This is a genomic window from Ruminococcus sp. FC2018 (assembly GCF_000621805.1).
Taxonomy (GTDB): domain Bacteria; phylum Bacillota; class Clostridia; order Oscillospirales; family Ruminococcaceae; genus Hominimerdicola.
The window spans coordinates 1-22,181 of the sequence record NZ_JHXH01000022.1 but is presented as its reverse complement, the minus strand read 5'-3'; the positions used below and the strand labels follow the sequence as shown (position 1 = coordinate 22,181).

The window sequence follows — 22,181 nt, the reverse complement described above, 5'->3', positions numbered from 1 at the left end:
CCACGCATTTACGCAGTTTCAGAGCTTCGTCAAGTATGACCCGTACGGGATTCGAACAAGTTTCCAGTATTTTACTGTTCTCTGGTAATTTGCGAAAACAAGCGATTTTACGCAATTTGCGAAGTCATAACTTCGAGCAATCTGAAGCAATTTCAAGCAATTTTTCACACAAATAAGTGGTAAACAAGTGGTTAACCCAGGCACATTTCCGCAGAATAACGACAGCAGCCCCGGACAATTGGTCAACGTCCGGGGCTGCGTTTTGGTATGCATTGAGTAATCTGCCCTGTGTTTACATCACCATTTCTCACTCAGCAGAAAATCTATGATGTTAACGATCTCTACTCCATTATCGTTTCCCGATGCAAGTCTGTCATAACAAACAACATACTTGTGATAATGATCCCTTATCTCCATAAGATTTGCGGTCTCTCTGTCGGAATCCTCAGGGATCTTTACACAAACCTGAACATAGATCCTCTCCTCACGCCTTTGTGCAATAAAGTCGATCTCTTTGTCTTTGTTCTTACCTATGAAGACCTCATATCCTCTGCGTTTCATTTCGAGGTACACCACATTCTCCATCATTGCAGAGAGCATCTTACTGTCAAAGCCCATCTGGCTGTATTTGAGTGAAATATCAGAAAGATAGTATTTTTCAAATGTTTTCAGCACAGCTTTGCCCTGCATATCATAACGCTGGCAGGGATAGATAATGAAAGCTTCTTCAAGCCATTTGATATAATTATACACCGTTTCAACTGACAGATCTCTCTTTTCACTTTTCAGAAATCTGACAATGGTATTGGCTGAAAAAGTCTTGCCGACATTCTCGATAATGTACTTTACGACTCTGTCAAAAAGTTCTTTGTTTCTTATCTTATGCCGCTTTGAAATATCTCTTGTGATGACAGAAGAATAAATACCATCGACCACCTGATATGCCGTCCTAGGTTCAAAGCTGCTTATTGCAATGACCGGGAATCCGCCGTATTTGATGTACTCATCAAACATATCCTTTCCGGCATAGACATCCTTTCCCTTGAAGTCAAGATACTCCCGCAGTGAAAGAGTGTAGGCAGGTATTGAAACATAACGCCCTGTCAGATATGTGGAGATCTCACCGGACATAAGTTTTGAATTTGAGCCTGTTACATAAATGTCAACATCAGCATTTTCGAGAAGATCGTTGAGCACCTTTTCCCAGCCCTTGATCTCCTGCACCTCATCAAGTATCAGATAGCATCTGCCCATGCCTGATATTGCAGCCTTGATATCGTTGTACATATCCTTTGCTGACATATCATCATATACCATTTCGCTGTACCTGCGGACAATGATATTGTCACTTGCAATACCTCTGGCAAGCAGCTCATCTCTGAACATTTCAAGTATAGTAGATTTCCCGCAGCGGCGCACACCCGAAACGATCTTTACAAGTGGTGTGTCGATGTACTTGAGTATTTCATTTACATAATCCGGACGAAGTATCATATTATCACCCACCAAAAGTTTTTCTTAATTATACCAAATAAGTTTCTCAAAGTCAAGAGTTTTTTCGATATAGAAGTAAAAAGTATCTGGAATTTGATATTTTTTCAAGCTGCAATTCCATAAAGCACTTTTATCGGTATCGGGTCGGTCTGTCAAAGACCTACATTTCCGCAGAATATAAACAACAGCCCCGGACAATCGGTCAACGTCCAGGGCTGCGTTTTGGCTTAGAATAGGTATGCAATATATCCTTGCTGTTGTCAAGATAATGCAATCGGATGACACTTGATTTTACGGCCAAAATGAAGTATAATATTAGCAGCACATTATTTCGTAATCGGAGGGATCCCATGCAAAAAACATCTATCAGATTTTTTGAGGATATACCCGTCAGAGCTGTCTGGGACGACGAAAGCTCAAAGTGGTGGTTCTGCGCTATGGATATTGCTGAGGCGATAACGAAAACGACCAATCCTCGTGTGTACTGGGCGACTGTAAAAAGAAGAACTCCTGAGTTGATTGCAATTTGCAAACAACTGAAATTGAAAGCAAGAGACGGCAAGTTTTACAACACAGATGTGGTCGATGAGTCAGGACTGAACACCGTCATAGCTCTCATCCCGAGCAAGAACGCCGATGTGTTCGCCAAGTGGATGAAGAGCATGGAGACTTCGCTTGACGAAAAGAGCAAGCTGAAAGCCTACGAGCTGTTTGAAAGTGGGTTTATCGACAATGTTGAGATCGGCACGGTCAAGGGCTTGCAGCAGATACACGGGTACATCTTCGGCGGACTTTACGACTTTGCAGGGCAGATACGCACGGTCAACATTTCAAAGGGCGGCTTTGCTTTTGCCAATGCACAGTTTCTCCCCGAAACGCTTGAAAGCATCGAGAAGATGCCCAGCGAGAGCTTTGAGGACATCGTCAGCAAGTATGTTGAGATGAATGTTGCACACCCGTTCAGAGAAGGCAACGGGCGCAGCACACGTATCTGGCTTGATTTGATGTTAAAAAGCAAGCTGAAAAAGTGTGTTGACTGGAGCAGGATCGACAAGTCCGATTATCTTTCTGCTATGAGAGAAAGCGTCAATGATGCGGGGAAAATACACGACCTTTTGCAGTCTGCTCTGACCAATGACATCAATGACCGTGAGATCATAATGAAAGGCATTGACTACTCTTATTATTACGAAACTGAAGAATAAAGCATAGGCTCTCTCAATCACGAGGGAGCCTATGTGTTTTATAATTGCAACCTTATCGTTTCAGCACCTCACGCACTTCCATCAGCGCAAAGCCGAGAATGTTCTTACCACGCCACTTACTTGCATCTTTTCACGGATCTCAGCCGCATTCATCTTCAGATAGTGATAATTCGATCCTTCAGCGAGTCTGAGATACTTATCAAGACAGGCGGATTTCACTCTATAAAGAACATGCAGAGCCATGATCTTCTGATATTCATCCTCATAGGATCCTTCAGCGTACTTTTCACGGTTCCAGAACAAAACAGCATATTTTTCCGCCTGCGCAGGTTCAATAACCGCTAAAGATTCCAAAGCCATTCTCTCGGTGTATTCATCTCCGGTCGAGAGAAAATCAAATATCAGTTCTTTAAGCTCATCGTTGTTTCTATGATTTTTCAATTCTTTTGCAAATTGCCATTTGGCGTTTGTATACGGCGATTGCAGGGATTTTCTGCATAACAATGAAAACCAATCGTTGAGTTTTCCCGTTTCTTGTACAAGGATCTCACATTCGTTATCTCTTGCAATTGCATACAGCAGATCATCGATCATCTGATCGTCAGCCGATGACGCAGAAGCCTTTTGGATCAGCTCCATAGCAGAGGAAAACATATCATCAAACTCTTTGCAGAAACACCATTCACCGTTATCATTATCTTCAGTTATATTAGGATAAGTTTTCTTTGCCCATTTTTTGAACAACTGAACTTTTTTATGCAGATCTCTGCCCAGCTCAATAATCATAATGTTCTCCAATCAAAAATAAAACACGATCAGTCTATGGTCAACGTCCGGGGCTGCGTTTTGTTGTTCATACATCACTATTTGGTTTGTCTGATCTTTTCAAAATGCAAAGCGTTTTTTGAGGGGTGATCTCAGGCATGGGGAGCACTTCCTTGTTGTAAACTATTCACCCATTCTTTAGCAGAACCAACACCTATCAATTGATCGTGGTGATTAAAACATATCAGATAACTGATACTTGAGTCAAAAACATAAAATTCAAAGCCATACATTTCACCAATCAAAGTTACAAGTTCATGCCCTGAGTTTATCACTGCAGCTTTCCATTTTTCCAGATCATAAAATAACAAAATGCACTGCTTATCGCCAATAAACCGATCCAGATATCGCCACCCCGAGCTATCAGTTACGACTGAATGATCGGATAATCCGTCCCATAGAAAAGAATGATAATTCTCTGATAAGTACTTCTTTTCGATCTTTGCAAAATAATCAGCTGTTATTTCCGGTGAAAGCATTTGAACTTCTATTTTCATTTCTTTTGAAACAGATAGTATCTCATTACATATTGACCACATATGATCTTTCCCATTTACCGTATACTCCAGCACTTACATTACACTTGCCCGCTTATGATAAGTTCTTTGGTAATCTCATAGCCTAAACCATATACTGTTGTTGCCCCGATCGTGAGGTATTCCGGGCGCTTATCTATCTTGTTATCATATTCGTCCCAATACGGATGATCATAACAGTATTTGTAAAAGCCGTAACTTGGAACATCGCCCAGATCCTCAATATGCATTATGTTTTTAAACCATCCTTTTGTCCACAATGCTCTTGAGATCATTTGCGGTTCAAGCAGAGTATTCTCATAGTCCGGCGTAAAATCAACTTTGTCAATACTGTCCGAATGGCTGTTGAAAATAAGAACAACGTACATATCGTCGCCGATCATATTTTTTATATGAGCATTCAAGACCACTCCGCAGTAATACAGATCATTGACAGGCTTACAAACAAAAACATCACCTGTTTCGGGCAGAACATATGACTTTTTGATGTATTGCAATTTATAATGATCACTTTCACCACGATCAAAGTGTCTGCTCAGATCGTCCAGTCTTTTTTGGATATCAGGCGCTAAGGCTTCATAGCGCTTTTTCCACGCTTGCGCCAATATGTTTCCTTCATTATTCATCGCACGTAAAAATCTCCTCGTGTAAATGTCTTCATCAACAGCAGCCACGGACAAACGGTCAGTGTTCTGGGTTGCTGTTTTTTGAAATGAAAACTCTATTTATCAGCTTCGCTAATGCGTTTAGCAGATACAAAACCTATTGCTTCTTTCAGATACTTGAACAACAAATTCAGATCCTTGCATTTCTTTTTTATTACAGGATCACTCCAATCATTATCTTTTATTACTGAAACATCAAACATTCCTTGCGGATCAAATTCCGGATACCATCCAACATCAATAAGATAATTGTTATCATAAGTGACCTGTAATAGATCTTCCTTCAATAAATCAACCTGTTCAATTAACGGAATATCAGTTTTCAAATCGAAATCATCGAACTTACAAATTACACCTTCGCCAAATTCTACACCATTGATCATTATAGCATCATCAACTCCTGATAGCACTTAATCCGAATCGATTTCATCATAAGCATATCATATTTTGCTGAAACCGTCAATGATATAGCCGCAGTATTTTGAACAAGTGGTTAATCCAAGCACATTTCCGCAGAATATAAACAACAGCCCCGGACAATTGATCAGCGTTCGGGGCTGCGTTATTATGCTTAGTTCGATTAGTTTAGGAACTTATTTATCAATATGGCAAGAGAATCGGCGTTTGAGTGTATGGTTTATATTTGAGATTAGACGGCTGTGCCTTCGGGTGCAGCTATTGGTTTTATACTCCAAACGAATCTATACAGTTTAAGCATTTTAATAACAGTTCGCATAATGATATATCACTATCCGCATATTCATTCATCTTTAAATCAAATGGGAATTTTTCTTTTATGTACTTAACAAAAAGATTTTTTAGCTTTGTTTGGTCTATAGAATCTGCATCCAAATGAGATAAATAGTCTCCTAATAGTTTCTGATATATATCATTAGCTTTGATCTTGATTACTGTATCAAAAATATAATCTTGGAAAAGCATATATTGATATAGAATATCATCATTGTTATCTGTATCTCCATATATATATTCTTTTTCATACTCCGTCATAACTTCGGCAAAAGCAGCTGAAAAATCAGAAACAGATCTAATGTTTTCATCATCTGGCAAGGATATGCACAAGTGTCCTCTATCATGTTGAAATTCTTTTAGTTTCCTTCCTTTTTCAACATCTTTTTTTCCTATTTTTGTTACTGTTGTAATGAAGCTACTCCTAAACCAAAACATATCATCTTTGAAATAAAACAATTCATTGAAAATAGACGCATCTTCACAAATGCTGCGTGCTTTTTGAATCTCATCACCATTAAAAGGAAATCCTGTAGATTGCTTATGTGCTGGTTCATTTATATTCAAATGGATAGTTTCTTCTCCTTGATGAGGAAGATCCAAACGGATACAATATCTATCTGAATTACTCATCGCAAAAAATATTTTTATTTTTGTTGACTTATGAAATTTCTTGTTGAATCCATTAAAATCCGTATCCACAATCATTTTGATGATTCTTTTATCATATAATACCTCACGCAATAATTGAATGAGCTTTTTGGCGATTTTATGCACGCCATCATTGTGTAATGGTGATATTTGAAGTATCGCTAATACATGAAACAGTTTTAAAACAGCTATTCCATTTCTAATATATTTACATGAGAGACAGTTTTCTAACTCGTCAAATTCTGAAATATATAATACATCATCACGAGAATAATCTTCCTCTGAAGTTGTGTGGATAATCATCATTGAATCATACATAGCCTTAGCCATTAGGTATAAATCATTAGCTAAAGAGTATTTTTTTGCAATAGAAAAATCACCGTCAATGTATATCATCGCATTAGTACTAACTGTACTTAAAAAACTACATAAGTTCATAAGCGCTTCTGCACGATTTAAGGTCAAGCCTTCACATAATATTTCATCTAAAACATTATCTAAATCATAAGTAAACTTAAATGAATTGTATATGTTACTATAGAAATCACGATAATACGGATTAGGCATATACGGATATGTAGAAATAAATTTCTCACGTTTTATCTTGAACTCTTCATCTATTACAAAATCACATATATCAGTATCATCTATGTATTCTTTGATGAAGTCTTTTTCGCTTACTGTATGATATGGATCCTCAAATACAAGTTTTTTTATGAACGTCAATAATTCCTTTAACACAATAAATGCTCCTATTATCAGTTTGAATTGCTAAACATTATATAATATTATGCTGATTCTTTTTACAATATCCACCACCAACGCATTCCCCATACAAAAATACCGCATCTTCTCAGGCATACCTGTATTCGTCCAGTTGTCGGGAAACCCGTTGAGCCTTTCGCACTCTATCGGTGTCAGCACTCTGAGCCTGCCTGTCTGCAAGTCGGTGACAACATGCGATGTCCTGCCGATTTGTGTTTCAGATGTCAGCATCGTGCGTGAAGGCTTATCAAGAGCATCGGGGAAACCGACTGCACCTTCATTGAACCAATACACACTGCCGTCACGTCTGCGACGTTGTTCGTGTTTTGCACCTTTGGCGTATATCCATTTCGGCATATCCTCTTCCCTGAGAAAATAACGTTCATCAACTGCTCCCTGTTCAAGTATATTTCCAAGTGGGATAAATGGCTCATATCTTGGTGTGACCTCCACCGAATAAACTCTGCCGTTCATCATCACACCGGCGTTATACAAATACACCTTTTGTATCATAGACAGCGACTCCATGTCCTCAAATCGTATCTCATCGATCCAATGGTCAACAAAGTTTCGCTTATGTGCAGCTATCGGGAACGCCTTTGGCATTATGCCATCATCCATGACTTGCTTGTGCATCGCTTTTATCCCATTGAGACAAACTCTTTCTGCAAACTCCTGAAAGAGCTTTGTACGGTTATGATACGCTATAATGAATGTTCTGCGCCTCCGCTGTGCTTGTCCATAATCTGCTGCGTTTATAACACGCCACTCGACAGCATACCCTTTCTGATAGAGGCACCTGAGAATGATGGAAAAATCACGCCCACATTGCTTTGCAGGCGAGCGTATCAGCCTGTCCACATTTTCGAGTATGACGTAGCTCGGGCGCTTATCACGCAGGATATCGTCTATCTGCCACCAGAGGACGCCTTTCTTGCCCTCGATGCCTGCGGAGTTTTTCTTCATTATTGAATAGTCCTGGCATGGGAACCCACCAACAAGCAGGTCATGATTGGGGATATCTTTCTTTGCAACGGCTATATCCTTGCAGACGTGGTTTGGGCTTTCCCCGAAGTGCGAGACATAGCAATCAAACGCCCACTGATCAGCCTTGTACGGCTCCCATTGGTTCGCCCATATCACTTTATATCTGTCCGATGCAGCTTCAAGCCCCAGCCGAAAACCGCCCACACCTGCGAATAGCTCTACAACTCGGATATCCCGCATAAATCCACCTTATCATAGCATAGACATAAGTCTTTCGACATCTTCTTTTGACTTGTCTAAAAGTTGGTAGTCAACAGGGGTTTTTATCATATCATTATATCCTTTGTTGGGATTATTTTCACGCCAATTCTTACAATACCATTTAAACAATAAAATATATTTCTTGATGATGTTTGATATGGATTCCTGAGTATCGAGCTTGGATGAAATCATTTCGGCTTTCCCATCACATTCATATCTTGCAAAAGAATTGATAACATAGAAAGGATTAGGCTTGATCTCATCTGTACTATTCTTTTTCTCCATTTCAGCCCTCAAATATAATAGATAGAGTTGGAACATATCGTTTGTTGTTGCTTTGTTCTTAATGAAATCTATAACTTGTGTATTTTGCGAACTTTTATCCTTAAGTAGCTTAGATTTGTTTTGTATTGCGTTATATGCATCTGAATCAAAAGCTAAGATAACCTGAAGGAATTTTTCAAGATCCACAAAAAAATCTTTGGGCTTTTTATAATCTGACAAGCCGAATCTCTCCAATATTCCACAGCATTTGTCAAGTAACGGGGTAACGGTTTTATATTTTTGAGAAAAGGAATTCTTGTCACTCTGCTTTATGCATAACAGCAATCCTTTCCATTCAAAATCAGTTTGTATATGCTTAAAAACATCCTTAATTGCCGTGAAATTCTTCTCATTAATGGAATTCTGAGAATTGTTGTAGGTAACTATATTATGATATAATACAGTTAAGTTATTATTACTAGCAGGTATCTTTAGAATTTTAACCATAACAAAAGAATCAGAGAAATCTCTCTCTAAAGTACCTTCTGGCAAACTGTTCAAAGTTTCATATATGGTACTTACTGTTTGACAGCCATTTACGATTTGTGGATCAATAACATCAAACACGCGCATATTATCATGAGGGGAATGTTCATCCTTCGTCATTTCATTTACAATCATTGTGATACCATTGTTGTAAAAGAAAAAGTTGTTTCTGTCATTAGGGTCTTTCAACGTTGTCATTATTTTTTTGTTCACAGCGCCATTAGAGCCCAAATAGTCGCGTATATTAGCATCAAACAACGGATATCCTGCTTTTTTGGCTTCATCATACATTTTATAAATTACAGTTACAGGAGTTAGAACGTATTTGGCATCTAATGCTAATGTCATTTTATACGCATCATTATCCACATTGAGGATAGTACCTTTGTTGATAGTTTTGATTGTATATTTGAACTTTTTTTTGCTAACGATAGGTTCCTGATAGTATGATTCTTTAATGTCATCTAATGAAAAGAGTTTGGCATCATATCTCTTGGAAGCATATTTTTCATTAAATTTCGCTATGGTGTCGATAATAGTCTGCGTTTTAGAAGTGTTACTGGTGACATATAAATAAAAATGCACCGAAAAATCTTCATTTCCTGAATACTTAGTAAAAATATCCTGCAAGGTTTTGCTGCGTGTATATGTACCTTTTTCTAAAGCACCAATAGCTCTAGTCAGGAAATCATTGTTTATATAGTCTACTGTCAGTTTTGTTTCATCTGAATAGAATTTGTTTTGGATAAGATAAAGATCTTGTTCTTCTTCATGCCAAACAAAGCAATCGATACCTTTATCGTTGTAATCAACAATATTGTCTTCAATTATGTCCTCATCTATGCTGAATAAATTATCTAATATCCAAAAATTGAACGCCCACTCATCTTTTTCAATATTTTGAATATTGGGGAATCTTTCTCTGTAATCCTGAAAATCTTCTAATAACTGTTCTTTAAAATCACGCATAATTACAACTCCTTTTAATTTGGTTTATTATAATATCAACACATTCATCAGTGTTCTTTAATACCTGCTTCTCCCAGAAATGTATAGTAATCCAGTCCATTTCTTGAAGTTGTGCATCAACACGCTTGTCCCTTGCCATATTTTCTTCTATCTTTTCTATCCAATACTCACGATTATGCTTGAGTTTGGCTTTACGTTCCTCCCAGTTCTCGCCGTGCCAAAATTCACCGTCCACAAAAACAGCCACACGGTATTTTGTCAATGCGATATCGGGAGAACCGGGGAGCTTTTTATAATTTCGCCTGTACCTATATCCTTCATGCCACAAACGCTTTGCAAGGATAGTCTCAGCTTTACCGTTTTTGAGACGCACCTTGCTCATGCGTTTTCTTATCTCTGGCGTGGAATCATAACTTTTAGGGTGTTTCATAATATATCACTTATGTCGAGTTCATCAATGATAGCTGTTCCCTTGATCCATATATATTGAGGGAGCATCTTTATTCCATTTACACATTCAGTCTTATTTTTGAGTGAGGAATCTTCGCCGCTACCACGGAAAAAGACAGAATTTTGAGAACTTTTCATAAAGTTTGGTGCTGAACTTACTTCTCCATTTGAGATAGTTTTTACAGATCCATCTTTTTTAGTTTGTATTACATCTACAAGAGTTCTATTCAACACTTTATCTCTTGTATCTTCCCACACATTTCGTACATACTTGTCAATAAATGCTTCAGAAAATACAAGGCGCTTGAATCCTTTGAAGATATTTGCGGCTAAAGGCGCATCATGTGATGGCTCTTCAAAGACGATACATAACAGTTCATTATCAGTAAAATACGAGTACATTTCTGAATCTTCAAAAGAAAAAAGCCTTGTTGTACCATCATCATCTGTGATAGTAGTTTGTTGAATATCATCAAAATGAACATGGAACAATTTCATATCCTCGGTTCTTCCACCTGAAGAAGTGACTGTTATCGACTTACCGATAAGTCCAAAACGCTGGAACAACTCTATTTGGTTCATTTTACTGGAATTACCACCAAACATCTTGATGATGATCTGCTCAGCGATACCTTTGTTTTCTTTGCCGTCCTTTGTTCTTTTAGGTACTCCAAATAAATCTGCCAATTCTCCGATAGTTTTTCCACGATACTGTTTTGTAAGTTCCATGATTTTTATCTCTATATCTGATATGGAGGTATATCTTCCAGGAAGTTGTTCCAATTCATAACCAAAGTGTTTGGCTATTATCGTGTTAACAGTCGGTTTCTTCAATCTGAAGCGAGGTGGAAACTTTGGAGCAAGATTTATGTAACTTAAAACATTTCTGAGTTGTCCGTGTTTTTCGATATATTCTTGCTTTATTCGTTCTTTCCATTCCTTATCTCTCGTTCCGGAATTATTCCTTATAATATCACAGATGAGGCTGTGTACTTTTCTCCAATCGTTTGCGAGCGTTTGTTTATCACTTTCTTCAAACTCATGGAATTCATAGCCCTTTACAGGGAAATTCTTGTAATCATAAGGCTTTACTGCTTCATCAGAATCATAAAGATAATAAACAATCAGCATATGTTCAAGCTTGTTCCAAAAATGAGATGTACAAAACGTCTGCTGATCCAACTCATAAATTCCAACTGCAGTTATTGACATGGGCTCTTTTGCGATAAAATGAGCTTTCCCGCCGTCGTTGCTTATACGCATTCCTGTGACTTTAAGCTCAGTATCTACATTTTTACCATTATCAACAACAATTAAATCTGCTTCTTGTTTTGTATCAGGAGGATACTTCAGGACACATTGTTCGATGACTGCACCTGCGATGCCCTTTTGAAGTTTGAAATCCTCATGTAAAACGTGTTCAAACATACCTATGTTGTCTATCTCTTCTAATGTCTTTTCAAGTATTGCATTAAATCGTTGGATCAAATCTGTTTTATCGAATTTGTGTTCAGCCATATTATTCACTCCTTATTATAACAAAACGGACCTCACGCACATAGCATAAGGTCCATAATAAGCTGTTATATCATTTTTCTGCAGCGACTACCGTGTCTAATACTCTGCCCATCCTCGTAATCATAGGCACGACAAGAGCATTGCCCATACAGAAATACCTCATCCTATCAGGCATACCCGTATTGGTCCAGTTATCATCAAATCCCTGCAAACGTTCAGCTTCAACAGGTGTCAGTAATCGAAGAGCACCCGTTGCTGGGTCCGCTACTACATGTGTTGAACGATTGAGAGTTGATTCACTGGTGAGCATCGTGCGTCCAGGTCTATCATATCTGTCAGGGAAAGCAACAGGTCCTTCGGAAAAAGTGTACTGATGTCCCGTGGCAGCTGTTCGCTCTATCTTCTTTGAGCCTTTGAGATATACCCACTTCTCCATTTTGTCAGATGTTATGTAATACTTATCATCTGTGCAATCCTGAAGAACATCTTTCAGCAGGATAGGATCCTCTTCAGCCTCGATGACTTTTGCTGTGGTTATCTCACCATTCGTCATATATCCTGCATTCTCAAAAGCAAAGCTGAAATGCTCGCTGACTTCAAAAATGTCAGTACCTATCGTAGTTATAGAAGTCTTTTCTACATCAGTTATCGGGAAAGCAGAAACCATAAAGCCTTTCGAGCCTATGATGTCTTCTGCCTTGACCTTGGACATCTTCTTGCCATACTTGGTCTTATTGTCATAAGCGAAGATGAATGTTCTTCTTCTGCGCTGTGCTGCGCCGTACTGTGCAGCATTGACAACTCGCCACTCTACACTATATCCGAGCTGTGCCAAGCACGCAAGGATAACACCGAAATCTCTTCCTCTCTGCTTTGCAGGAGATTTGAGCAATCTGTCAACGTTCTCAAGCAGGCAGAACGGAGGTCTCTTGGTCTCGATGATATCTCTTATCTGCCACCAAAGCACGCCCTTCTTTCCCTCGATACCTTTAGCAGATGCCAAGGTGTGAGCTACACTGTAGTCTTGACAAGGGAAACCGCCCACGAGCAAGGTATGATCAGGTATAGTTTTCTTATCAACTATGCTGATATCATCACAAGTATGATACTCTCCGTTGATGTCTTTGCTGTCGCCAAAATGCTCAACATAACACTGATGTGCCCACTGCGTCCTTGCTCTGGGTTCCCACTGAGAGAACCATGTCGTTGACCAGCCGGACGCAAGCCGATCAAACCCGAGTCGGAAACCACCGACTCCGGCAAACAACTCACATATCGTCTTTTTCATTTCAAGCCCTCCTATGACCTTAAAGGTCAGCTCGCTCATATTAGGATCATAATTATTAACACTGACAGACGCCAGTTCGATGATCCTTGTTATATCATACCACAAAACGAGTATAATTGCAACTATTTTTTGCTAATTTTGAACAAAAAATTGTTTTTTCTTACCCAAGCCTCTCTAACCTTCCTAGACAAGCTAAACACGACTGTATGCTGTTCTTGCTCCAACTGATGTATTTGTTCTCCTATGTGGATCTGAGCACCATGATAGTGTAGTATTTCATAATACCATCAAAGACATATCTGATTCCCGGTGGAAGACTATTATGGTCTTGCACGCTCAATTTCTCTTTTCCGCCATTTCCACAAACGACTGCTGTTCAAACAGTCACTTGTGTAGAACTTTCCGAAATGTCTGGATATTGCCGGGCGGTTGTGGTATGCTCCGTGTTGGAGGTGATACTATGCGAAAAGCATTCGTGATCGCAGTTGCAGCACTGCTGCTTACCGCTTGCAGCAGCATGGCAGAAAAAGAAAAACCACAGGTTGCATCAGCCGAAACAACTACCACAACAACGCAGTCAACCACTACGACGACATTTCATACCACAAGCACGACACAGGCAACAACAAGCTATTCATACTCTGCGAGAGTTGAATTAACAACCACAAACCAGACCACAACGCAGTCATCAACTACCACGACAAAGCCAACAGCAACGACTACCACTACAACAAAGGCAAGCAGCACGACAACAAGCAAAGCTGTGCAAACTACTGCTGTCACACATCCGACAACGGCAACATCAAAAGCTGTTCAGACCTCGGCTTCAACCGCCTCGAAAAAGGTCGTCTGGTCAGATCTTATGCTTGCCTGGCGGCACATCAGTGAACGCAAAAACATCACTCAAGCCGAGCAGGAACTGATACGCAATGACATACTGAACTACGGTCTCAAAAAGTTCAACGGCAAAACGAAGATTCACTGCCATGTGGGCAACGACCATTTCGACATAGCGTACCTCAAGCCGATAAAGATGACTGTTCAGAGAGAGCTAACCGACTGGACGCAGCACGCCCATCTCGACGCCTCTGTTGACACCGACTCGCTGGCGCTTATCAACTATGCCAAAAGCGAGCAGGAGATCTACGACATCGTTGCGTGGACCCGCAGCGACAGCCTGCGTCTCATCGACTTCGGTCTATACAGCAGATACGAACTATCGACCATGTACGGCGACCTTGAATACGCCAGCGACATTAATTTCAATGTCGGTTTCGACGGTACATATATCTGGTTCCTGAACGAGGACTACTATCTCTGAAAGCTGACATTTGCATTTTTCTGAGCATCCGAAAGGGTGCTCGTTTTTTCGTCACCCTGCACAAAAATGCACCCGTTGAAAAACCTGTCGTAATTTGTGCTGTATTGAAATGTTTTTTCGTATTGTATCATTTTATTAAAAATCCCCGTTGGACAAAAACATACTCAAATCCTTTACCTGCGCTGTTTGCTCTGCAATTGCTTCTGTTCGTAAACGCTCAGAACTTGACGCTTGTGCAGCTCTACAAACTTGCATTTACAGAGTACCAGAATTCTTGACATCAAATAATGAATGGCGTATAATAGGCATCAGAAAGAGGTGATAGATATCAGAATTCAAAATCGAAAACGAAAAAAACGAACTGAATATTTCAAACCCAAAAGGCTCTTTGCTTACCGCAAAACATAATGCGAGTAAGTAAGGAGCCTTTAGTGTTTCCCACCACAAATTAGCACAGGTCAGAACAGATCAGCAACAGCATCTTGAAAATTGAATAGTGCCGCAGCAGTTACGTTGCTTTCGATGGCGGGGTGGTGAGCCGTGCCAGCCAACAGTGAAGTTGTTCTGAACAGCGCAGATTCAGATTAGCGATGAAAGTCGGGAGCGGATACCTGCACTCAGCCACAGTCCGAGCGTGATAAAACCGTCGCAGGCAATGGGAGTGCACGAGATAGCTATGCAGGTTATCGGCTGCTGTGAAAAATTGCGCCCATACTCTCAACTTCGTCTTACACGCCTTACAGTCCACGGAAACGGCGTATCTTCGGGCTGAAAGCTGTAATGCGTGCGTTAGGCGTGTAATACCTGTAATGCGAGTGTATGCTGATGTAATGCGAGAGTAATGCCAAGAAAAAAGTCCGCAGAGCCTTTAGCTGCTTGCTTTGCGGCAGATGTAATGCGTGTAATGCGTAAAAAGAAATGGAGGATGATAGAATGAATGAAAATCAGATCACACAAGAATCAATTGAAACCGGCATAGACCGAAGTGTCTATGAGCAGCCTTACATTGTAAAAGACGGCTGCCTTTACGAGGAGGTGACGGTCAAGAACAAGACCGAGTATGTCAAGCTTGCCGACTTTGTACCCGTGCTGAAAGCCGAGATCACATACGATGACGGAACAGAAGAAAAAAAGAAGTTCCTCATATCCGCTGTTCACAAAAGCGGTGATGTTCTCTCCGAGCAGCTTGTGTCCGCAGACGAGATGATGTCAATGAAATGGCTGCTGCAAAGGTGGGGACAGCAGGGTGCTGCTCCGCCGAAACAGAACACTCTGGCAAGGATAAGCTATGCTATCATGCAGACCAAGGCTGAATACAAAAAGGAAACTGTGTACGCACAGACAGGCTGGAAGCTGATAGACGGAGAGTATGTGTTCCTGATGCCCAATGAGAACAGCAAGTATACAGTAGAGCTGCAAGGCAAGCTCAACAGGTACCGTTTTGTTTCAAAATGTTCGCCCGATGAGCCTGTTCTTGTTTCTGCTATGCTTGAAAAAAGTATAGCTCCCGACAGAGTTATGCTGCCGATGCTGGCTGTTACTTTTCTCTCTCCGCTGTGTCATTTTCTAAAAGAGGCAGGCTGTGAACCCAAGTTTGTTACCGCACTTATCGGAAAGACAGGCTCAAAGAAATCGACACTTGCAGCCTTGTTCCTTTCCTTCTTTGGAAGGTTTACGGCAAGCGACCTGCCCATGAGTTTTCACGACACAGCCAACAGCATACTCTCAAACATCTACTACCTTAAAGATGTACTGACCTGCATTGATGACTTTCACCCGTCAGGTTACTTTCAGGAGAAAGAGATGAAAGACATCGCACAGAACATCTCACGCTACTATGGTGACCGCATTGGGCGTGCCCGTCTGAACTCCAAAGCTGAGCTGCAGGCATCAAAGCCGCCCACAGGCAACGCTCTTATCACGGCGGAGTTCTCGCCGGAGATCTCCGAATCAGGCTGTGCAAGATATTTTACCATTGAGCTTGACGATGACGAGGTGGACCTTGACGAGCTGAGCAGATACCAGGGGTATGCAGAGCAGGATCTTCTGTCGGGAATCATGATGACATACATTGACTGGCTCAAGGAGAAATATCTGAACGACGCTGACCGCTTTGTGAAAAAGCTATCAGAGATGTTTCTGAAATACAGGACAGGCTTCATAACAAAGCTCACCGACAGAAAGATAAAGTTCCACAGCAGAGTTCCCGATATGCTTTCGCACTTGAAGTTAGGGCTTGTGATGCTGCTTGAGTTCCTGATCGATACGGAGTTCATCGGCAGCGATGATCAGAAGAGGTATCTTGACAACCTTGATGAGATACTCATTGAGAATGTTCAGAGCAGCGCCGAGCTTATCCTTGAGGAAGATCCAGTGACAAAGTTCTGTGACAAGCTCACGAGTCTGCTGGACAGCGGCAGGTGCTATGTTGAGACCAGAGGCTCTGACTGTTCCCCACGGCAGAAGAACTGCATCGGACTTCAGGACGACAGGTACTACTATCTGTTCATGGACAGTGCGCACTCTGAGGTCAGACAGCTGTGCAGCAATCAGGGTGAGCACTTCTCTATCAGCAAGAAAGAGCTGCTCAAACAGATGAGAAAGGACGGTATCCTTGTATCCAGGACAAGCCGCAACACGATCTCTATCCGTGACAGTGGCGGAGTTATCAATGTGACTATGCTTGACAAGGAAAAGATAGCCCAGCGGCTGTCGCGCGATTTGTGCCCACTCTCTCCCTCGGTGGACAAACTACCCGAGCCGCAACCCGAAAACGCCGCACAGGGCAACGTGGCGCAGATGTGAGCGAATGGCAAAGCAAAGAAATACTACTGTCGAAGTTTACTATCTGTATAGTAACTCAAAAATAGCAGAAAAGAGAAAAGCCCCTGACTGAACGCTTTGTGGCACAGAGGTGCTATGCAAAACTGTTCCAAGTTTAAGTCGGCAGGTCAAGCCACACAGCATATTTCTCTCTTCTGCGAATGATAGCGAAGAAAGAAACAGTCAAATTGAGGGGTGCAAACGGCAGTCCAAAAACCGCTCAACTTTGTGACCAGCCAGCATCGCAGGCGGCAGTCCACAACCCAGCAAGCTGGCTCGAACTTGCCTCCCGCATTGCCGGCTCGGGGTGGACCCCGGACCCCCCTGTCTCATTGGCAGAAAAAGAATATGTCTGAACTGATAACCCGGCAGTTTTGAGTACAGCCAAAATTTGCTCGATTTGAAGGCTTTTATAGCTTTGCAGGAAAAAGCACGGCGTCATTTGCCGCCGCACGCCTCACTTCGTCGAGCAAAGCTCGGCGTGTTTGCGAGAAAATCTGCGAAAGAAGAATTGGAGTCAAAAAGTGAAAAAGCAAAAACTATCGACGTCAAAAATTGAATAATCAGCCTTTTTCGGCGGTGGTGCGAGGGGTTGTGCAGGAGTCACGGGCAGTTTCAGAGTGGACTAAAAATATGTGTTGTAATTCTTAACGGCAAAAAAGATGACTCCCTGAAACAGGGCGTCATCGTGGGTCGGCAAATCACCGACTCAGCACAAGGGGTGTCCATTTCGTTCACCGTAGCTTCACTATGAAAAAGGGTATCACGAAACATGATACCCTGCAAAACTAAATTAAAAATAGATAGGACTGATAAAAATGAACAACGGCAAGTCAGGATCAAAAACAAATTTCAAAACAAGGAGGTGCAAAACGAATGGCTGAAACCAAGATCACTCTGCTCACGATCAAGCAGGCTGCCGAGCTGGTCAACGGTCTGACCGAATACAGAGTACGTCAGATGTGCGTGAACGATCAGCTGCCTCACATCAAGGCAGGCAAGAAATATCTCATCAACAAAGAGGTATTCCTTAAGTACATTTGCTGTGAAACGAGATAGAGAATTTATAAGGAAAGTAGAAAATATGAACAGCGGCACACCTTCGTATAGACATTTGAGATGCGATGTGGTATCATCGTCTTGCGGAAGTGTGCCGTATCGAAAACGGAGGTTTGATATGGCAACAATACGAAAAAGAAAAAACGGATCTTTCGAGATCAAGGTGTCGTGCGGCTACGATGTAAACGGCAGGCAGGTCAACCAGTACCGCAGCTACTACCCCGAGCCCGGCATGACAAAAAAGCAGATAGAAAAGGAGGTAAACAGACAGGCAGTTCTGTTTGAGGAGGACTGCAAGAGAGGTCAGATAACAGCGGCGGTGAAATTCCAGACACTGTGCGAGCAGTGGTTCGATGAGTATGCAAAGCTCAATCTCCGCCCGACATCTATCCAAAGACTTCGGGGTGCGACCGTGAGAGTCTACCCTGCCCTCGGTCACAAACGAATGGACAAGATAACCGCAAGGGATATCCAGAAGTTCATCACCGACCTTGTCACCAACGGAAAGAATATGCGCACAGGCAAACCGCTGTCAAAGAAAACGGCAGTGCACCACCTCAACCTGATAAGTGATGTGTTCCAGTACGCAATACGAATGGGAATGCTGTGCGACAACCCATGCAGACGAGTTTTCCTTCCGCCGATAGAACACACCGAGAAAGAGATATTCACTCTCGACGAGGTGCAGAAACTGTTTGAGAACATCACAGGCGAGCCGCTCAAGTATCAGCTGTTCTTCACCCTTGCGGTGTACGGCGGCTACCGGCGCAGCGAGCTGCTGGGGTTGGAGTGGAAAGACATCGACTTTGAAAATGACCTCATACACATACGCCGCACATCACAGTACACAGCCGAGCTTGGCATCTACACCGACACGACCAAGACGAGAAAGTCAAAGCGTGTTTCAAAAATGCCGAAATATATAATGGAACTGCTCGGACAGTTCAAGCAGGAGCAGGACGCAGAAATTGAGCGCATCGGTTCAAAGTGGGAGGACCACGACCGCCTGTTCACCAAGTGGAACGGCGCACCGATGAATCCGCAGACACCGTTTGAGTGGCTGCAAGGCTACTGCGAACGCATAGGAGTCCCTTTCAAAAACATTCACTCACTGCGTCACCTGCACGCAAGTCTGCTGATATTCCAGGGAGTCGATGTGGTTGCGGTATCCTCGGATATGGGACACAGCGAGATAAGCACAACGCTGAATATGTACTCGCATATGTTCCAGGAGGCAAGAGCCAGAAACTGCGAGGCGATAAGCACCGCACTTGAGTTCACCCGAAAGCCCAAAGAGCAGCCCGCTATCGTGCAGACTGCATCGGCATAAAAACAAGAGTTCAGGGCAAAAGCTCTGAACTCCCTACATAATTTGTGAAATTGTTTCGTACAAAAACAAGTGGTTGATAAGTGGTTGGAGGGTATCCGACAAAAAATAAAAGCCCTGAAATCACGCATCTGCGCAGTTTCAGAGCTTCGTTAACTATGACCCGTACGGGATTCGAACCCATGATGCCGCCGTGAAAGGGCGGAGTCTTAACCACTTGACCAACGGGCCAAAATGCTACGGGAAGTGGTAGCGGTAACTGGATTTGAACCAGTGACACCCTGGGTATGAACCAAGTGCTCTAGCCATCTGAGCTATACCGCCATATTCCCGTAGCAGCTATATTATTATACACTAATACGTTTTGTTTGTCAAGCTTTTTTTGAAAAAAACAGATAATTGCATATAAAATAAAAAAATCCTATCAAAATACGCAAAGCCCCTTGAAAAATGCCGCAAGATGTTGTATACTATATACAACGAAATTCGTATCTTTAGAGAAAGGAGTAAGTGCTTGCTGCGTCAGGCACGGTGAAGGTTATGGCAAGAGCACTCAAAATATGTTTTATCGTTTTCCTTTCTGTATTTGCGGCAGCTTTTGCTGCGAATATCGTAACGGAAATATTCAAGACCAAGCTTAACAAGTATTATTCGGTAACATGAAGACGACCCATCTGACCGCACCGTATGTGCGGTCTTTTTTTGAAATGGTTATAAAAGTGATATAAAGCGCAAAATTTTGATATAAAAAAAGTCTGACTGTGATAAAATATAGACAACAACGATACAGGAGGGAAAAGCTATGAGAAAACTTGAAGGATTTGACCACGGAATAGACCTTGGTGGCTGGCTGTCACAGTGCGATTATTCAAAGGACAGACTTGAAAACTTTATCTGTGAGGACGATATAAAGAAAATCAAAAGCTGGGGACTTGACCATGTGAGAGTCCCGGTGGATTATAACATCTTCCAGGCAGATGACTCAAGCTTTATTGAGTCAGGTTTCGGCTATGTACAAAGAGCTATCGACTGGTGCGAAAAGTACGGGCTTAACATGATCCTTGACCTGCACAAGACCAGAGGCTTCTCTTTCGATAAGGGCGAAAACGAAAGCAACTTCTTCAGCGATACAGCTCTCCAGCAGTCATTCTACGACCTGTGGGAGGAGTTTTCAAAGCGCTATGTCAGGTATTCTCATATGCTCGCCTTCGAGCTTCTCAATGAGGTGACCGACAAGGAGTACATAGACGAGTGGAACCGCATATCCGGTGAAGCTGTAAAAATAATAAGAGCTTACAGCAAGGATATAAAGATAATAATCGGCAGCTACTGGAACAATTCCCTTGATGCCATGAAGGATCTTGCCGCTCCTGCGGATAAAAACATCGTATACACCTTCCATTGCTATGACCCGCTTATCTTCACCCACCAGGGTGCATACTGGGTAGACAAGATGCCTTCGGACTTCCGTATTGCATATCCGGAAACGGTGACAGAATACAAAGCACAGTACGACAGAATAGGTCTGAACGAAATGTGCGACTTTTCTCACATCACCGTCGAAAAGCTCAGCGAAAAGTACTTTGAGGAACGTTTTGCAGAGGCAAAGCGTGTGGCAGAGGAAAGGAATGTGCCGGTTTACTGCGGCGAATACGGCGTTATCAACCTTGCACAGCCACAGGACACACTGAACTGGTACAAGGATATCCACGCAGCATTTGAAAAATACGGCTTCGGCAGAGCAGCCTGGAGCTACAAGGAAATGGACTACGGTCTAAGCGACGAGCACATTTCCGGCGTTATAGATGAGCTTATAAAATATCTTTGATACACACCATGACCGCTCCGCAGACAGGGGCGGTTTTTTTGTCCAAAAATTTGCCCTGCTATTTTTAACTGTCCAAAATATTTCCCCACAAATCAATATTTGTATGCTATAATACAAAAAACGACAAAGGGGAGGACAAGTATATGAACGAACACAATTTCACACAGACAGCGAATATTCCGCAAAGCTGCAAGTCATCCGCAGGCACATCCGGCTATATGCACCTTGCCCCGGGCGGCGAGCGCATCCTGGCGGTACTTTCCATAGCGGGCTGGATAACCTTCCTGCTGAAATTTGCTGTAATATGAAAAAACCACCCGTAAATGAAATGCTCCCCTTTTGTTAGACAATGTGGTATAATAAAAATATACCAATTAGAAATCTAACGGAAGGGGGCATTTTTATGCCTAAAGGAATACCAAATAAGAGATACACACCGGAATTCAAAATCAAGGTTGTTGAAACGATGCACAAAGAAAAGTTGAGCCACAGGGAAGCAGCACGGGAATTCGATGTGAGTAATCATAATAGAGTCTCAGACTGGGAGCGCATCTATCTTGAAGAAGGCAAAGAAGGTTTTTATGTTGAACGCCGAGGACGCAAGTCGACAGGCCGTCCTACAAAGCTAAAAAAGGAAGTCCAAGAAGAT

At 41.9% G+C, this 22,181-nt stretch carries 21 protein-coding genes, 2 tRNA genes and 1 pseudogene; 11 read left to right on the top strand and 13 right to left on the bottom strand.

What is annotated here, in order from left to right:
- Window positions 1–297 precede the first annotated feature (297 nt).
- Window positions 298–1,494 (bottom strand): ATP-binding protein, encoded by a 1,197-nt coding sequence (locus T494_RS0111045; RefSeq protein WP_028506354.1) that lies wholly within the window; start codon window positions 1,492–1,494, stop codon window positions 298–300.
- A gap of 278 nt (window positions 1,495–1,772) precedes the next feature.
- Between T494_RS0111045 and T494_RS14310 the strand changes: the two are divergent.
- Window positions 1,773–2,141 (top strand): annotated as a pseudogene (locus tag T494_RS14310) (BRO family protein); the annotation flags it as partial.
- Between the two features lie 6 nt (window positions 2,142–2,147).
- Window positions 2,148–2,699, top strand: coding sequence for a Fic family protein (locus T494_RS14235; protein WP_242836440.1), 552 nt, complete (start codon window positions 2,148–2,150; stop codon window positions 2,697–2,699).
- An 81-nt stretch (window positions 2,700–2,780) separates the two neighbouring features.
- On the opposite strand, the gene T494_RS0111035 is transcribed toward T494_RS14235, so the two are convergent.
- From T494_RS0111035 to dcm (T494_RS0110990), 10 genes are all read right to left on the bottom strand, one after another.
- Window positions 2,781–3,485 (bottom strand): hypothetical protein, encoded by a 705-nt coding sequence (locus T494_RS0111035; RefSeq protein WP_028506352.1) that lies wholly within the window; start codon window positions 3,483–3,485, stop codon window positions 2,781–2,783.
- 131 nt (window positions 3,486–3,616) lie between these two features.
- Window positions 3,617–4,063, bottom strand: a complete 447-nt coding sequence (locus T494_RS0111030; RefSeq protein WP_028506351.1) for a hypothetical protein — start codon at window positions 4,061–4,063, stop codon at window positions 3,617–3,619.
- Window positions 4,064–4,101: 38 nt separating this feature from the next.
- Window positions 4,102–4,734 carry an Imm26 family immunity protein gene (locus T494_RS0111025; RefSeq protein ID WP_155984104.1) on the bottom strand — a complete coding sequence of 211 codons (633 nt, stop codon included), beginning with the start codon at window positions 4,732–4,734 and terminating at the stop codon, window positions 4,102–4,104.
- Window positions 4,735–4,781: 47 nt separating this feature from the next.
- On the bottom strand, window positions 4,782–5,108 hold the full coding sequence (locus T494_RS0111020; RefSeq protein ID WP_028506349.1) for a hypothetical protein: 327 nt from the start codon (window positions 5,106–5,108) through the stop codon (window positions 4,782–4,784).
- Between the two features lie 301 nt (window positions 5,109–5,409).
- Window positions 5,410–6,867, bottom strand: a complete 1,458-nt coding sequence (locus T494_RS0111015; RefSeq protein ID WP_028506348.1) for a hypothetical protein — start codon at window positions 6,865–6,867, stop codon at window positions 5,410–5,412.
- Window positions 6,868–6,897: 30 nt separating this feature from the next.
- The gene (gene dcm / locus T494_RS0111010; protein ID WP_028506347.1) at window positions 6,898–8,118 is read right to left on the bottom strand and encodes a DNA (cytosine-5-)-methyltransferase; all 1,221 of its coding nucleotides are present in this window, start codon (window positions 8,116–8,118) and stop codon (window positions 6,898–6,900) included.
- A 12-nt stretch (window positions 8,119–8,130) separates the two neighbouring features.
- Window positions 8,131–9,918 (bottom strand): AIPR family protein, encoded by a 1,788-nt coding sequence (locus tag T494_RS0111005; protein WP_028506346.1) that lies wholly within the window; start codon window positions 9,916–9,918, stop codon window positions 8,131–8,133.
- Window positions 9,911–10,348 carry a very short patch repair endonuclease gene (locus T494_RS0111000; RefSeq protein ID WP_028506345.1) on the bottom strand — a complete coding sequence of 146 codons (438 nt, stop codon included), beginning with the start codon at window positions 10,346–10,348 and terminating at the stop codon, window positions 9,911–9,913. Before T494_RS0111000 ends, T494_RS0111005 begins: the two co-directional genes overlap by 8 nt.
- Complete coding sequence (locus T494_RS0110995; RefSeq protein WP_028506344.1) at window positions 10,345–11,886, bottom strand: MutH/Sau3AI family endonuclease; 1,542 nt, start codon at window positions 11,884–11,886, stop codon at window positions 10,345–10,347. Before T494_RS0110995 ends, T494_RS0111000 begins: the two co-directional genes overlap by 4 nt.
- 70 nt (window positions 11,887–11,956) lie before the next feature.
- On the bottom strand, window positions 11,957–13,279 hold the full coding sequence (dcm, locus tag T494_RS0110990) for a DNA (cytosine-5-)-methyltransferase (protein ID WP_347490899.1): 1,323 nt from the start codon (window positions 13,277–13,279) through the stop codon (window positions 11,957–11,959).
- A 355-nt stretch (window positions 13,280–13,634) separates the two neighbouring features.
- Between dcm (T494_RS0110990) and T494_RS0110985 the strand changes: the two genes are divergently transcribed.
- From T494_RS0110985 to T494_RS0110960, 5 genes are all read left to right on the top strand, one after another.
- On the top strand, window positions 13,635–14,495 hold the full coding sequence (locus T494_RS0110985; RefSeq protein WP_028506342.1) for a membrane lipoprotein lipid attachment site-containing protein: 861 nt from the start codon (window positions 13,635–13,637) through the stop codon (window positions 14,493–14,495).
- Window positions 14,496–15,428: 933 nt separating this feature from the next.
- The gene (locus tag T494_RS0110975; protein WP_028506341.1) at window positions 15,429–17,300 is read left to right on the top strand and encodes a DUF927 domain-containing protein; all 1,872 of its coding nucleotides are present in this window, start codon (window positions 15,429–15,431) and stop codon (window positions 17,298–17,300) included.
- Between the two features lie 418 nt (window positions 17,301–17,718).
- Complete coding sequence (locus T494_RS14230) at window positions 17,719–17,877, top strand: hypothetical protein (protein WP_242836439.1); 159 nt, start codon at window positions 17,719–17,721, stop codon at window positions 17,875–17,877.
- A gap of 317 nt (window positions 17,878–18,194) precedes the next feature.
- Window positions 18,195–18,377, top strand: a complete 183-nt coding sequence (locus T494_RS0110965; protein WP_037344750.1) for a helix-turn-helix domain-containing protein — start codon at window positions 18,195–18,197, stop codon at window positions 18,375–18,377.
- Window positions 18,378–18,495: 118 nt separating this feature from the next.
- Window positions 18,496–19,707 carry a site-specific integrase gene (locus T494_RS0110960; protein ID WP_028506338.1) on the top strand — a complete coding sequence of 404 codons (1,212 nt, stop codon included), beginning with the start codon at window positions 18,496–18,498 and terminating at the stop codon, window positions 19,705–19,707.
- A 156-nt stretch (window positions 19,708–19,863) separates the two neighbouring features.
- Here the strand turns inward: T494_RS0110960 and T494_RS0110955 are convergent.
- A tRNA-Glu gene (locus T494_RS0110955) sits at window positions 19,864–19,935 on the bottom strand.
- Window positions 19,936–19,951: 16 nt separating this feature from the next.
- Window positions 19,952–20,028, bottom strand: a tRNA-Met gene (locus T494_RS0110950).
- Window positions 20,029–20,244: 216 nt separating this feature from the next.
- Here T494_RS0110950 and T494_RS14305 point away from each other — a divergent pair.
- The 4 genes from T494_RS14305 to T494_RS0110930 form a co-directional block, all read left to right on the top strand.
- Window positions 20,245–20,367 (top strand): hypothetical protein, encoded by a 123-nt coding sequence (locus T494_RS14305; protein ID WP_278244670.1) that lies wholly within the window; start codon window positions 20,245–20,247, stop codon window positions 20,365–20,367.
- 139 nt (window positions 20,368–20,506) lie between these two features.
- The gene (locus tag T494_RS0110940; RefSeq protein WP_028506337.1) at window positions 20,507–21,532 is read left to right on the top strand and encodes a cellulase family glycosylhydrolase; all 1,026 of its coding nucleotides are present in this window, start codon (window positions 20,507–20,509) and stop codon (window positions 21,530–21,532) included.
- Window positions 21,533–21,675: 143 nt separating this feature from the next.
- Window positions 21,676–21,840 carry a hypothetical protein gene (locus T494_RS13935; protein ID WP_155984102.1) on the top strand — a complete coding sequence of 55 codons (165 nt, stop codon included), beginning with the start codon at window positions 21,676–21,678 and terminating at the stop codon, window positions 21,838–21,840.
- 95 nt (window positions 21,841–21,935) lie between these two features.
- Window positions 21,936–22,181 (top strand): transposase (locus tag T494_RS0110930; RefSeq protein ID WP_028506336.1); only part of this gene is annotated, 246 nt, incomplete at its 3' end.

Bases quoted from the DNA above. Each gene is read 5' to 3' on its own strand.
- T494_RS0111045 (WP_028506354.1), bottom strand. From the start codon at position 1,494: ATGATACTTCGTCCGGATTATGTAAATGAAATACTCAAGTACATCGAC.
- T494_RS14235 (WP_242836440.1), top strand. From the start codon at position 2,148: ATGAAGAGCATGGAGACTTCGCTTGACGAAAAGAGCAAGCTGAAAGCC.
- T494_RS0111035 (WP_028506352.1), bottom strand. From the start codon at position 3,485: ATGATTATTGAGCTGGGCAGAGATCTGCATAAAAAAGTTCAGTTGTTC.
- T494_RS0111030 (WP_028506351.1), bottom strand. From the start codon at position 4,063: ATGTGGTCAATATGTAATGAGATACTATCTGTTTCAAAAGAAATGAAA.
- T494_RS0111020 (WP_028506349.1), bottom strand. From the start codon at position 5,108: ATGATCAATGGTGTAGAATTTGGCGAAGGTGTAATTTGTAAGTTCGAT.
- dcm (WP_028506347.1), bottom strand. From the start codon at position 8,118: ATGCGGGATATCCGAGTTGTAGAGCTATTCGCAGGTGTGGGCGGTTTT.
- T494_RS0111005 (WP_028506346.1), bottom strand. From the start codon at position 9,918: ATGCGTGATTTTAAAGAACAGTTATTAGAAGATTTTCAGGATTACAGA.
- T494_RS0111000 (WP_028506345.1), bottom strand. From the start codon at position 10,348: ATGAAACACCCTAAAAGTTATGATTCCACGCCAGAGATAAGAAAACGC.
- T494_RS0110995 (WP_028506344.1), bottom strand. From the start codon at position 11,886: ATGGCTGAACACAAATTCGATAAAACAGATTTGATCCAACGATTTAAT.
- T494_RS0110985 (WP_028506342.1), top strand. From the start codon at position 13,635: ATGCGAAAAGCATTCGTGATCGCAGTTGCAGCACTGCTGCTTACCGCT.
- T494_RS0110975 (WP_028506341.1), top strand. From the start codon at position 15,429: ATGAATGAAAATCAGATCACACAAGAATCAATTGAAACCGGCATAGAC.
- T494_RS0110965 (WP_037344750.1), top strand. From the start codon at position 18,195: ATGGCTGAAACCAAGATCACTCTGCTCACGATCAAGCAGGCTGCCGAG.
- T494_RS0110960 (WP_028506338.1), top strand. From the start codon at position 18,496: ATGGCAACAATACGAAAAAGAAAAAACGGATCTTTCGAGATCAAGGTG.
- T494_RS14305 (WP_278244670.1), top strand. From the start codon at position 20,245: ATGGCAAGAGCACTCAAAATATGTTTTATCGTTTTCCTTTCTGTATTT.
- T494_RS0110940 (WP_028506337.1), top strand. From the start codon at position 20,507: ATGAGAAAACTTGAAGGATTTGACCACGGAATAGACCTTGGTGGCTGG.
- T494_RS13935 (WP_155984102.1), top strand. From the start codon at position 21,676: ATGAACGAACACAATTTCACACAGACAGCGAATATTCCGCAAAGCTGC.